The 12,322-nt window shown below is 48.2% G+C and carries 15 protein-coding genes; 11 read left to right on the top strand and 4 right to left on the bottom strand.

Annotated features, from left to right (window positions below; genetic code table 11):
• The first annotated feature begins 10 nt into the window (after nucleotides 1-10).
• The 8 genes from KTH89_RS13165 (at nucleotide 11) to KTH89_RS13200 (ending at nucleotide 7,085) form a co-directional block, all read left to right on the top strand.
• On the top strand, nucleotides 11-667 hold the full coding sequence (locus KTH89_RS13165) for a bifunctional 4-hydroxy-2-oxoglutarate aldolase/2-dehydro-3-deoxy-phosphogluconate aldolase (RefSeq protein WP_238722019.1): 657 nt from the start codon (nucleotides 11-13) through the stop codon (nucleotides 665-667).
• A gap of 9 nt (nucleotides 668-676) precedes the next feature.
• Nucleotides 677-1,321 carry a cyclase family protein gene (locus KTH89_RS13170; RefSeq protein ID WP_158345515.1) on the top strand — a complete coding sequence of 215 codons (645 nt, stop codon included), beginning with the start codon at nucleotides 677-679 and terminating at the stop codon, nucleotides 1,319-1,321.
• A 46-nt stretch (nucleotides 1,322-1,367) separates the two neighbouring features.
• On the top strand, nucleotides 1,368-2,072 hold the full coding sequence (locus KTH89_RS13175; protein WP_158345516.1) for a FadR/GntR family transcriptional regulator: 705 nt from the start codon (nucleotides 1,368-1,370) through the stop codon (nucleotides 2,070-2,072).
• Nucleotides 2,073-2,109: 37 nt separating this feature from the next.
• Nucleotides 2,110-2,454 carry a winged helix-turn-helix transcriptional regulator gene (locus KTH89_RS13180; RefSeq protein WP_158345517.1) on the top strand — a complete coding sequence of 115 codons (345 nt, stop codon included), beginning with the start codon at nucleotides 2,110-2,112 and terminating at the stop codon, nucleotides 2,452-2,454.
• 254 nt (nucleotides 2,455-2,708) lie between these two features.
• Nucleotides 2,709-3,881 (top strand): sugar ABC transporter substrate-binding protein, encoded by a 1,173-nt coding sequence (locus tag KTH89_RS13185; RefSeq protein ID WP_238722020.1) that lies wholly within the window; start codon nucleotides 2,709-2,711, stop codon nucleotides 3,879-3,881.
• 66 nt (nucleotides 3,882-3,947) lie between these two features.
• A complete protein-coding gene (locus KTH89_RS13190) occupies nucleotides 3,948-5,480 on the top strand; it encodes a sugar ABC transporter ATP-binding protein (protein WP_158345519.1) in 1,533 nt (510 codons plus the stop codon).
• Between the two features lies 1 nt (nucleotide 5,481).
• Nucleotides 5,482-6,477, top strand: a complete 996-nt coding sequence (locus KTH89_RS13195) for an ABC transporter permease (protein WP_158345520.1) — start codon at nucleotides 5,482-5,484, stop codon at nucleotides 6,475-6,477.
• 107 nt (nucleotides 6,478-6,584) lie between these two features.
• Complete coding sequence (locus tag KTH89_RS13200) at nucleotides 6,585-7,085, top strand: lactoylglutathione lyase family protein (protein WP_238722021.1); 501 nt, start codon at nucleotides 6,585-6,587, stop codon at nucleotides 7,083-7,085.
• Between the two features lie 190 nt (nucleotides 7,086-7,275).
• Here the strand turns inward: KTH89_RS13200 and KTH89_RS13205 are convergent, their stop codons facing one another.
• On the bottom strand, nucleotides 7,276-8,175 hold the full coding sequence (locus KTH89_RS13205) for a LysR family transcriptional regulator (RefSeq protein WP_238722022.1): 900 nt from the start codon (nucleotides 8,173-8,175) through the stop codon (nucleotides 7,276-7,278).
• A 141-nt stretch (nucleotides 8,176-8,316) separates the two neighbouring features.
• Between KTH89_RS13205 and KTH89_RS13210 the strand changes: the two genes are divergently transcribed.
• The 3 genes from KTH89_RS13210 (at nucleotide 8,317) to KTH89_RS13220 (ending at nucleotide 10,251) form a co-directional block, all read left to right on the top strand.
• Nucleotides 8,317-8,826, top strand: coding sequence for a flavodoxin (locus KTH89_RS13210; protein WP_238722023.1), 510 nt, complete (start codon nucleotides 8,317-8,319; stop codon nucleotides 8,824-8,826).
• A gap of 135 nt (nucleotides 8,827-8,961) precedes the next feature.
• Nucleotides 8,962-9,804, top strand: a complete 843-nt coding sequence (locus tag KTH89_RS13215) for an aldo/keto reductase (RefSeq protein ID WP_238722024.1) — start codon at nucleotides 8,962-8,964, stop codon at nucleotides 9,802-9,804.
• A 24-nt stretch (nucleotides 9,805-9,828) separates the two neighbouring features.
• Nucleotides 9,829-10,251, top strand: a complete 423-nt coding sequence (locus KTH89_RS13220; RefSeq protein WP_158345556.1) for a cupin domain-containing protein — start codon at nucleotides 9,829-9,831, stop codon at nucleotides 10,249-10,251.
• 164 nt (nucleotides 10,252-10,415) lie between these two features.
• On the opposite strand, the gene KTH89_RS13225 is transcribed toward KTH89_RS13220, so the two are convergent.
• The 3 genes from KTH89_RS13225 to KTH89_RS13235 all read right to left on the bottom strand — a co-directional run bounded on the left by KTH89_RS13225 (nucleotide 10,416) and on the right by KTH89_RS13235 (nucleotide 12,318).
• Nucleotides 10,416-11,126 carry a FadR/GntR family transcriptional regulator gene (locus tag KTH89_RS13225; RefSeq protein WP_158345525.1) on the bottom strand — a complete coding sequence of 237 codons (711 nt, stop codon included), beginning with the start codon at nucleotides 11,124-11,126 and terminating at the stop codon, nucleotides 10,416-10,418.
• Between the two features lie 146 nt (nucleotides 11,127-11,272).
• Complete coding sequence (locus tag KTH89_RS13230; RefSeq protein ID WP_238722025.1) at nucleotides 11,273-11,962, bottom strand: LrgB family protein; 690 nt, start codon at nucleotides 11,960-11,962, stop codon at nucleotides 11,273-11,275.
• Nucleotides 11,959-12,318 carry a CidA/LrgA family protein gene (locus tag KTH89_RS13235; protein ID WP_238722026.1) on the bottom strand — a complete coding sequence of 120 codons (360 nt, stop codon included), beginning with the start codon at nucleotides 12,316-12,318 and terminating at the stop codon, nucleotides 11,959-11,961. Before KTH89_RS13235 ends, KTH89_RS13230 begins: the two co-directional genes overlap by 4 nt.
• Nucleotides 12,319-12,322 lie beyond the last annotated feature (4 nt).

Consider the following 12,322-nt stretch of genomic DNA (forward strand, 5'->3'; position numbering starts at 1 on the left):
GAGGAGACCTATGAAACACCCATTAGTTGATACTTTTAGAGAAAGTAAACTGATCGCCATTATCCGGGAAGTGGACAGAAGGGATATTGTGGAGACAGTGGCCGCACTGCTGGCTGGAGGGATATCCTGCGTGGAGGTCACCTTTGACCACACGGGAAGCGCGGGAATCAGGAATACCCTGGACTGCCTGGATGCAATCCGGGAACGTTTTGCAGAGCAGGTTATATTGGGAGCAGGGACGGTTCTGAGCCCCGGTGAAGTGGAACTGGCCGAAAAACATAACGCCAGGTTTATTATTTCGCCCAATACAGACCCAGCCGTCATACGGACAGCGAAGGAAGCAGGGATGTTATCCATGCCCGGCGCGCTGACGCCTTCGGAGATCACGTCCGCTTATGAGGCGGGAGCGGACATTGTGAAGCTTTATCCCATCGATATCCTGGGCGTCGGTTATGTGAAGGCGGTGAAAGGGCCTTTAAAACACATCCCTATGTCGGCTGTGGGAGGAATTACCCCTGGGAATGTCCGTGAATTTCTGGATAGCGGGGCGCTCTGCGTGGGCATAGGCGGGAATCTGGTCAATTGTCGTTTGACAGAAAATAAAAAATTCCTGGAAATACAGTTACAGGCAAAAGCCTTTTGTGATAAAATAAAACAAGCGTATTAGGAGGTTCCTATGAAAATATATGATTTGACGCTGCCGTTTTCGGTTAAAACCACGCAGGTATTCCCGGGGACACCGCCGATGGAGTATCGACTGTCCCACACTGTCGTGAAGGATAACTATAATTTGGGAATCGCATCCATCAACAGCCATGCAGGAACCCATACGGATGCCCCTAGACATTTTCTGGATTCCGGATGCTGTCTGGACCAGGTGGATATTGAAAAATATATAGGATATACGGTTATTGTGGACTGTACCCACCGGGGAGCCTTTGAAGAGATATCGGTGGAGGATGTCAGGCCTTACGAGGAACAGATCAGGAAACATAAGAAAGTGATCTTGAAGACGGGATGGTCCGGGTGTTTCCGAGAAGCGCGCTTTTTTACGGATTACCCGGTGATAACCGAGAAACTGGCGGAATATCTTGTAGAGTTGGGGGTTCATATGATAGGAGTGGAAGCGCCCTCCCTGAATCCCGATAAGGCGATGGAAGTTCATAAGATTTTTCTGAAATGTGGAGTAGCGGTAGTAGAAGCATTGACGAATCTGGAGCGGCTTCCGAGAGAAGTGATGTTCTTTAGCGGAGCGCCTGTTGGAATCGCGGAGGCGGACGGCTTCCCGATTCGTGCTGCAGTCATCGATTTTGAAGAGTGAGACGGACGGAAGAAATTAGGTAAAAATAGATAAGCGAGGGGTTTTCATGGCTTACACAACGAATGCAACAGAATTGGTTTATGATTTTATCTGCGATAAGATTCGTAATATGCAGTGGCAGGAGGGAGATAAGATCTGGACAGAGCAGAAGTTTTGCGAAGAGTTGGGCGTGAGCAGGGTGGCTGTGCGCCAGGCTATCGATAAGCTCGTCGCTACATCTACTCTGAAAAAGATTCAGGGTTCAGGAACTTATGTGCAGGAGAGCAATCCGATTGCTCTCATTGCCGTTCCCACCCATATCATTACAGATGAGGAACTGCTGGATATTATCCGGTTCCGGGTTTACTTTGACTCCACCAACGTGAAGCAGTTTTTAAAGTATGCAAGGGAAGAAGATTACTGGCATCTGGAGCAGGTTCATGAACGGCTTATGAATTGTGATCGTGCGTCGGACGATTTCTATAAATATGATTTTGAATTTCATCGGGCTATTGCTGACGGTACTGGTAATTTTTATGTAAAGCAGATCTATACCATGCTGATGGAAAGCCTGCTGAGCAATCAGGAGCGTCTGCACAAGATCATAGGTCCTGAGGTTGCGCTGGAATACCATCCGCAGATTATCAAATATATCCTGCGGAAAGACTGTGAGCTGGCTTCCATTATGATGCGCAGGCATCTGGAAGAGACGGTGCGCCAGGTGGAAGACTATATTGTTATGAAGAAAGAGAAAGCAAACGGTTATATATAATTCGTTTGCAGCCTATATCCTGAAGAGAGGTGAATGGATGGCAAACCTGAAATCAGAATATAAATGTGCTCTGCTTCTGACGATTGATCTCATAGGCGGTAAATGGAAGCTGCGGCTGCTTTGGCACATCATTCATGGCGACAACCGTTTTTCTCTGTTGCGGCGGGCGATTCCGGAGATCACGGAGAAGATGTTGACGACCCAGTTAAAAGAGCTGGAGAACAGCGGTATGATCGTGCGCTGGGTAGATCGCGGCCAGGTACCAGTCAAAGTGGAATACTCGGTGTCGGGGGAATACGATTCGATTATTCCCATTATAGACGACCTGTGTAATTTTACAAAAGAATTCGCTAAGAAAAATAAGATTTATATCCCATCGTGATCTCTAAAATAACGTACTTTTTTGTATGATACTTACAAAAAAGTACGTTATTTACTTTTTTCTTTGTCTCTTTTATACTAATATCACAGGATAGAACCGAAATGAAAATTCTTGCAAGAGTATTTCCGGGATACCGGGGAATTCGGAGTTAATCTGATCATAAGTATGGGTAAGGTGGAACAAGGAAAAGTTCACATATTCCTTTGTGTTGCATGGGGCGCAGGGAGTACACTATGGGTATAGGAGAGGTATGTATGAAAAAAATATGGAGTTTTATTCTAATGGGAGTTTTATGTTTGGGATTAATTGCGTGCGGATCGTCAGATAAGAGAGCAGAAAAGCCGGCTGAAACGGCGGCTGCCGGAGAAATAACGGAAGATGCAGCGGAAGTAGTAACCGGGACAGCAGTCCCTGTGGATGCAGAACAGGATGCCGAGTCCGGCGGATTTGAATACAAAAAGATTTATGAATATCCGGAACCGACTGTGTTGAATTCACAGGCTCCGGTTGATAATCTGAATTATGTGGAGGGGACTGTTCCAAAGATCGCCTTTATGCCCGCCGGACTGGAATATACTTATTATCAGGCTGTGGGCGTAGGCGTGGAGGCAGCCGCGAAGGAGCTGGGCGCAGAGGTGGTAACCCTGGCTCCCATGAGCGGCAGCGATATTAATACCCAGGTTGGCATGGTGCAGGATGCCATTACCATGGGTGTCAATGTTATTTTGCTAAATCCCCACGATGATGCCGCTCTTGCTCCTGTGATTACGGAAGCGATCAACGCGGGTGTGGCGGTATTTAACCTGAATTCGGACAGCTTGGATTTTGAAGTACCGCTAAGCGGAGTAGTGGGCTATGACCAGTACAATGGTAATCTGGAGCAGGGAAAGATGATCGCGGAGCAGTTCCAGGGAGAGGAGCTGAAGATTGGTATCATCGAAGGACTTCCTGGTTATCATACGGTACAGCGCTGCGGAGGCTTTGAGGAGGGAATCAAGGATCATCAGAATTATGAGATCGTGTCCCGGGTAAACGGCAGCTGGACGGTAGACGGCGGAAACACAGCCTGTATGGATATGGTCCAGGCGAATCCGGAGATCAATATGATCTACTGTGCCAATGACCAAGAGGCGGAGGGAGCTTATATGGCGCTTAAAATGCTGAACCGTACGGATATCATTTTAATTGCCAACGATGGGGATACCGAGTTTCTTGAGATGATCTACGACGGAAACGGATATTCTACCCTGAACACGGTTCCCTATGAAATGGGGCTGTACGCCTGCCAGGCAGCCGTGGATATCCTCTACGGAAAGTTTGAGGGAGGATGGGTGCAGACTCCGGGCTATGTCACTACCAAAGATAATGTTCTGGATTTCCTGCAGCAGCCCGAGCGGCTGAGTCCGCAGCCTTCCAAAGAGTATTAGACTAAAGTTTGCCGGCGGAACTGCCTGTATGAACCTAGGGAAGTTCCGCGGCGATGGGAGAAGCATATGAGTGAACGCGGCGAAGTGCTATGGGAAGTTAAGCATCTGACGAAAATATTCCCTGGAGTAAAAGCGCTGGATGATGTGTCCATGCAGTTTCACAGGGGAGAAATTCACGGACTGATCGGGGAGAATGGAAGTGGAAAATCCACACTGATAAAGTGTCTTTCCGGTGTATATCAACCTGAGGAGGGAGATATTTATCATCAGGGGAAATTGGTACACGTTTCGAGTCCTATCGCGGCCAGAAAGATGGGAGTGGCCACGATCTTCCAGGAATTTTCCCTGGTTCCCACCCTGAGTGTTGTGGAGAATATTTTCCTGGGCCGTTTATTATATAAGGAAAATAACCGGCTGATTGACTGGAAAAAGATGCGGAATGAAGCAGAGGAACTTTTGGACGGGCTGGATATCGATATCGATCCATCCGCGGTGGTAAAAAACCTGTCGGTGGCACAGCAGCAGCTGGTAGAGATCGCGAAGGCCCTCAGTATTCATGCCTCTTTGCTGATCATGGATGAGCCGACAGCGGCGTTGGGCCAGTCGGAAATCGAGCGCCTGCATCTGTTGACCCGCAAACTGAGAGATCAGGGGTATGCCATCATCTATATTTCTCACAGACTGGACGAGATGGAGAGCCTGGTGGATCGGGTAACCGTGCTGAAGGACGGTGTAGTGACCGGTGAATGTGGGCGGCAGGAGATCAGCGTGAGCGAGATCGTGCGTATCATGATCGGTTCTGATATCGAAAACCATTATCCCAAGGAACACAATGGAACAGAGGAAGTCATTCTGCAGGCTGAAAATCTGACCACCCGCCAGGGCGCGCGTCATGCGGGATTTGAACTTTACAAGGGTGAGGTGCTGGGCTTTGCGGGGCTCATCGGTTCCGGCCGGACGCAGATTGCCCGGGGAATATTCGGAGCAGATTCTCTTCTGGAAGGAAGTCTTAAGATTGACGGCAGGAAGGTGCGGATCAGGCGGCCGCAGGATGCCATTCGGGCCGGTGTTGCCTTTGTTACGGAGAACCGGAAATCCGACGGCCTGTTTATGAATTTTCATGCCGGGCCGAACATATCTGTCGTAAAGCTTGAAAAACTGCTGCAGGCCGGTCTGCTTAGCCTGAAAAAGGAGGAAAGCAGTAGCAGGGAATATGTACATAGGCTGAAAATTACTCCCACGGCACTGGAAAAATCAGTTCGGTTTCTGTCTGGTGGTAATCAGCAGAAGGTAGTAATCGCCCGATGGCTCTTTTCGCAGGCAGAGATATTTATTATGGATGAACCGACCCAGGGGATTGATGTGCAGGCCAAGGTGGAGGTATACCAGCTTATGAACCGGCTGACTGCCGCCGGGAAGGCGGTGATTCTCATCAGTTCGGACTTCCCGGAGCTGATCGCTATGAGTGACCGGCTGGCGATCGTGAGGGATGGAACAATCACGGAAACAGTTCCTGTGGGGAACATCACCCGAAAAGAACTGATGGAGATTACCATGGGGCGGCAAAATAGTCAAAAGAGCGGGAGAGTGAGATCCTAATATGAAAAAAATATTAAAATCGGAGATAATCGGGCCGTTTATCGCATTTTTGGTTGTTTTCCTGCTGGCATGTATCAGTACGGAACGCTTCCTCGTGCTGAGTAATCTGAGAAATCTGGTATTGCAGATCTGCGTCACTGCATTCCTGGCGGTAGGAGCCACATTTGTGATCCTGACGGGAGGAATCGATATCTCCTGCGGCAGTGCGGTGGCATTGCAGACAATGCTGTTTGCCACCATGATAAAGTCGTGGGGATTATCTGTATGGGCAGGAGTGGTACTGCTGGTGTTCGTGGGGGTAATCATGGGCGCATTCAATGGCTTTTTGGTATCTTACCTGAAGATTCCAGCCTTTATTGCCACTCTGTCATCCCAGAGCATGTTCCGGGGCCTATCCTACATGATCAACAACGGATCTGCCCTGCAGTCCTTATCAACAGATACGGAAAAGATCTTTTACACAACCGTTTTCGGGCTTCCGATAACCCTAATTTACATAGTTGTATTTTTTGCGCTGGCCCATATATTTCTGACTTACACCCGTAGCGGACGTAAAATTTATGCCGTCGGTGGAAATATGGAAGCGGCACAGCTGTCCGGCATTCATGTGAAGCATACACTGATGCTGACTTATTCTTTGGCGGGAATGTGCACAGGGATCGCGGCAGTGTTGTATGCCTGCAGACTGAATTCCGGGTCCCAGAATTTTGGCCCGGGTATGGAGATGAGCGCCATTGCGGCGGCGGTGATCGGTGGAACCAGCATGACCGGGGGAAAGGGAAAAGTAGTGGCTACCCTGATTGGTGCTGGAACGGTATTGATAGTTCAAAACGTACTGAATCTGAATTCGATCTCCACGGCGATACAGCAGGTGGTAAATGGAATGATGATCCTGCTTGCGGTATTGCTGGATGTGTGGAGGGCGCCCATCGGACGGATATTCGGACGGGGGATAGCGAAAGCCGGTATTAACCGGGCGAAGGAAGTCAGTAACTGAACACCTATTGTGGTATTACCGTATTCGAAGTGTGGAACTTAAACTGTTCCGCAGACAGGAAACAAACGGCAATCGCCGTTTAAAAAAATAATAAAGGAGAGATAATTATGTACCCAAAGGCTTTTTCACACATTGGTTTGTCTGTACCGGACCTGGACGCAGCGGTTAAATTCTATACGGAGGTTATGGGGTTGTATGTGATCATGCCGCCGTCGGTGATCGAGAGGGATGACTCGGATATCGGGGTCATGTGCGACGATGTGTTCGGAGAGGGGTGGGATAAGTTCCGCATTGCTCACCTGTCCACCTCGGATGGCATAGGATTTGAAATGTTCGAGTTTCCGCAGAATGAACCCCATGAGAAGGAGTTTAAATACTGGAGAACCTCCCTGTTCCATTTTGCCGTACAGGACCCGGACCTGGAGGGTTTTGTGGAAAATATCGTCAAGCACGGCGGAAAGCAGAGGATGCCTATTCGTTACTATTACAAGGACTCCAAGCCTTACCGGATGTGTTATGTGGAAGACCCGTTCGGGATCATCTTCGAGGTATACAGCCACAGCTATGAGCTGACCTATTCTTCAGGAGCATATGAGAATCCGGAATAGGAGTATCGTACAGTTATTCAAGGATATTTGAGTGTAGTGATGCGATCATTTTCTTGAATTTACCAAGCTGGTAAAAATTGCACGAACTCAGCTACCGGGTTAAACTTATAAACCGTTATTCCAAGCAGCGCCGAAAGGTGCTGCTTTTTTCTGTAGTTTTCCTTTGCTAATTTTTGGGCTCCCGGGAGCATTAGTCCTGGGACAGATCAAAGCTGCTTAAGGCGTCCAAGAATTCCAGAATAGTATTGGAAGGCTTTTTCGGGTACAGCAATCCATAAGGTATCGTATAGTTCCAGTCCACAGAAATGGAGACTAAAGAAGGATGGATATCTCTCCAGCATTCCAGATTTAATAAAAGCTGGTTTGTCTCTTCGCAGCGGTTAAACACATTGATATCATAAAAATGCGGCGTGTCCTCAATGTGTATCTGCGGATGATTCTTTTCCAGATCATCCCGGAGAAGATCATTGATTTCAGAATCTCCCCGCTTAACCATCATCAGGGTTTCGCCGTACAGATCCGTTATTTTCAGACGTTTCTTCTTTGCCAGACGGTGCGAGTGCGGCACCGCGATCATTTTCCTGAATTCTCCAAGCCGGTAGAAATTGCATAAATAAAGCCATTGGCTGGAATCACAGACGCCCACGATAAAATCAAAGGTTTGGCCGATCTGGCTGATTACGGATAAGATACCGTCATGATCGTCCTCAAATGGAATGACCTGTATTTTGAATTGAGAGAACTGATCACTGACCTGATACCACAGATCCATAAATACTTTACAGGGATTCAGCATGGAAGTTCCGACCCGCAGCGTTTTGCGTTCTGTCTGCGCAAGCTTCCCTGCTTTTTTTATGGCCTGTTCTGAATAGGCGATCATATATTTTGCGTCTTTATATATGGATTCTCCGGCTTTGGTCAGAGTGATCCCCTTCGCCGTACGGTTTAGCAAAATGAGATCCAGCTGTTTTTCCAGCGCATTGATCTGTTTCATAACGGCTGTAGGAGAGATAAAAAGCTGTTCGGCCGCTTTGTTAAAACTGCCGCAGTCAGCCACGCAGATGAAAGTGTCCAGATAACTGTTGTACATGGAAAATCCTCCGTTTTAACTTTTGGTTAATACGATATTAACACACCGGATATTCCTGGTCAATTCTCTTGTGGTTATAATGAATACACAAAGATAAAAGCTATAGGAATACACCATTGAGGAATGGAAGGAGGAATTTTTATGTCATCTATAATTCTCTATTTTTCACGTGCGGGGGAAAATTATGTCAGCGGCGCGATACGGAATCTTGCAAAAGGAAATACGGAAATCGCGGCGGAAATGATACAGAAGTTAACTGGGGCGGATCTGTTTAAAATAGAACCGTCAGTGGAGTATTCTTATCATTATAACGAATGTATTGAAGAAGCGCGGCAGGATCAGAAGCGGGATGCCAGGCCGGAGCTGGCGGCATACCCGCAACAGCTTGAGGGGTACGATGAGATTTACCTGGGATATCCGAATTATTGGGGAACTATGCCGATGCCGGTGTTTACCCTGCTGGACAAAATGGATTTTACCGGCAAAACGGTCCGGCCGTTTTGTACCCACGAGGGCAGCGGTATGGGGCGCAGTCTGCAGGATATCAAAAGGCTTTGTAAAGGCGCCGTCGTGGAGGAGGGCCTTGCCATCTGCGGCGCGAAGGTACAGACGGCGGAAACGGATATCAGGAAATGGCTGAATAAAAAATAGTAGCGCTCGAAAAAGCCTCGCTGACTATTTTTCATGTATCGCACATAAGCGGCTTAAAAACAGCCGCAAGTGCTCATAACTATAAAAAATAGCAATTGGAAAATGAGATGGAACAATAGAATTGGAGGAGTCGAAATGGAATATGTAACTTTAAATAACGGAGTGAAGATGCCAATCCTCGGATATGGTGTCTATCAGGTCGATCCGGCGGAATGTGAACGCTGCGTTCTGGATGCCATAAAGACCGGTTACCGTTCGATCGATACGGCACAGGCATACTACAATGAGGAAGGAGTAGGTCAAGCAATCAGTAAATGCGGTTTGCCCAGAGAGGAATTGTTTGTCACAACAAAGGTATGGATCTCTAACGCAGGCTATGAGAAAGCCAAGGTTTCCATTGAGGAATCCCTGCGTAAACTTAAGACAGATTATATAGATCTGCTGTTGATTCACCAGCCCTTCAATGACTATTACGGCACTTACCGCGCGATGGAAGAAGCGTACCGGGAAGGAAAAATACGTGCAATCGGGGTATCGAATTTTTATCCGGACCGGCTGATCGACCTGTGCCATTTTGTCGAAGTGGCTCCGGCGGTTAACCAGGTGGAAACCCATGTGTTTAACCAGCAGGCCGGAGCCCGCGAAACAATGGAAAAATACAAGGTACAGCATGAATCCTGGGGCCCCTTTGCAGAAGGCAGGAAAGATTTCTTTACCAATCAGACCTTGAATGAGATCGGCGCAAAATATGGTAAGACGGCGGCGCAGACAGCGCTGCGTTATATGATACAAAAGAATATTGTTGTAATACCGAAGTCCGTCCATATAGAGAGGATGGCCCAGAATTTCGATGTGTTTGATTTTGCCCTGGATCACTTTGATATGCAGAGGATCGCTGCACTGGATGAGCGGGAAAGCGCGTTCTTTTCCCATTATGATCCGGAGACCGTGGAGTTTTTAACAGGACTCGTGAAATAACAGAAACAAAGGAGGTTATGCATGATGGACTTGGAACAGATGAAAAAGGATTTGGGAGGAGGAGCGATATTCCCGATCGGAGAAGAAAACAGAGCGTATGCACAATATTTCACAGGCGAGTGTTATCTCAATATGCTGACTACCACCGGCGTTGGAATCGGCGTCGTCACATTCGCCCCGAAGACGATTAACGCATATCACATACACCATAAGGGAGGCCAGATCTTACTGGTGACCGGCGGCCGCGGCTGGTATCAGGAGGAAGGTCAGCCGGCCCGAGAACTGCGTGCCGGCGATGTGGTTAATATTCCGCCTGAGGTGAGACATTGGCATGGCGCGGCAAAGGACAGCTGGTTCCAGCATCTGGCCGTGGAGGTGCCGGCCAAGGGAGCCTCCAATGAATGGCTTTCATTCCTGAGCCGGGAAGAGTATGATAAGCTGGATTAAAATATTGTATCGTTCAGGCAGGAAACCCGTATATGTATTACATACAGGTATCCTGCCTGTTCTTTTTATAGCTATGAGCACTTAGTGCCTGCATTTTAGGCACTTACGTGCGATGCATAAAAAATAGTCAGCGAGGCTTTTTCGAGCGCTACTATTTTTGGGTATTACGGCGCCTCCTGCCCGTCCGATTTCGTATGAATGATCTCCATATCCTTCGCGGTAATGTTCAGATGGTTTTTCATCTCCTCCACCGCCTGCAGCGGAGCGCGGATCTGGAAGCACTGCAGAATTCGGGTATGGGGCTCCACCGCGTTGGCATATACGCTGGTGTTCATAAAGGAATCACCCCGGTATTTTCGGAAGCTGGCCAGCAGCTGTTTATTGATATTCATTAATAAGTTATTATCCGTGAATTCAATGATTTTTGAGTGATATAATTCATCCAGCATAATCATCTGCGGTCCGTCATGATTTTTTACCGCTTCCAGGAATGACTGGTTGATGCTCTCCAGTTCTCCCACCTGCTTCTCGGTAGCCCGCTCCACGGATAAGCGCACGGCCAGGGTCTCGATGGCCATACGGACTTCCATAAAGTCGTTAAAACGGGCATTTTCAATATCATACCAGTTGGAGTGATTGGGGATCTTCTGGTATTCCGCCACAAAGGCGCCTTTTCCCGGCAATATATCGACATATCCCAAAGCCTGCAGCATACGCATGGCCTCCCGGACGCTGGTACGGCTTACTTTCAGAGTTTCACAAAGATTCGATTCTGTCGGGAGCTTTTGGCCGGGTTCATATTCGCCGGAATCGATCAGTTCCTGAATCCTTTCCACGACGGTATCGGTAACCGATATCCTCCTTATTTCTTTCATAAGCAATTCCTCTCCCTCGATTTTTGTTTAAACTAGCGGAACTGTCTGATGTCATATTTGATCAAAACTGAAACCATACTTGTATGCTAGCATATTTTGGCAAAGATTTATAGTGAAAAATGTCCGAAAGCGAAATTCGCCGGACGTCAATACACAGCCGAAAAAATCAGGACGAATAATACGGACAGGATACCGGTGAGGACCAGGGACAGGCTGCTGACCGAGCCCTGGATTTCGCCCATTTCCATAGCCCTGGCCGTTCCGATGACATGGGATGACGTACCGAACCCTACGCCCTGACTGATGGGATCATCGATGCCGAATAGCCGGCAGACCCATTCTGCGGTCATATTCCCCAGTATTCCGGTGAGGATGATCACAACCGCCGTTATGGTAACGATACCGCCCAGCTCCTGTGAGACGCTGATTCCGATCGCTGTGGTTATGGACTTCGGCAGCAGGGTTACATATTGCTGATGGTTCAGCTTAAAAAGCGAGGAACACAAAAGCACGATCAGCATATTCGTCACGATCCCGCTCAGGACGCCGGCGATAATCGCCTTCAGGTTGTTCTTAAGCAACATAATTTTTTCATAAAGCGGAATGGCCAGACATATGGTGGCCGGCGTCAGCAGATAACTCAGATACCGGCTGCCCGCTTCATAGTCCGCATAATCCATATCCAGCGCTTTCAAACATATGATGACAAGGACAATGGCAATCAGCAGCGGGTTGCACAGCGCGATCCCGCATCTTTTTTTGATGATACAGCCGGTCTCATAGGCGGCGATACTGAGAAAAAGGCTCAAATAAACGGAATTGTGGAACAAGCTCATATCGTTCTTCGCTCCCTTCTGCGACGGATAAACCGGGTGGTCCCCGCGCTGACGGCGGTCACGGCCAGAGTGGATACAACCGTAATAACCGAGGCGGGAAGAAGCAGAGGAGCGAAAGCCTGCCAGTCTTTCATGAGACCTACCCCCGCAGGGATAAACATTAACGGCATGAGATCAATCAGCAGTTTTCCCGCATCCTGTATCTGCTCCGGTTTGAGTAGGTTACAAAACAAGAGAAAAAACAGGATGGCCAGTCCGTAGATACTGCCGGGTATGGGGAGGGGGATCACCGCCCTCAGTAGTTCTCCGGCAAGGGCGATTCCCAGGATGATAAGGATCTGGTTGACATATTTCATAGGG

The sequence above is a fragment of the Diplocloster agilis genome (genome assembly GCF_019042275.1).
GTDB classification, from domain to species: Bacteria; Bacillota; Clostridia; order Lachnospirales; family Lachnospiraceae; genus Diplocloster; species Diplocloster agilis.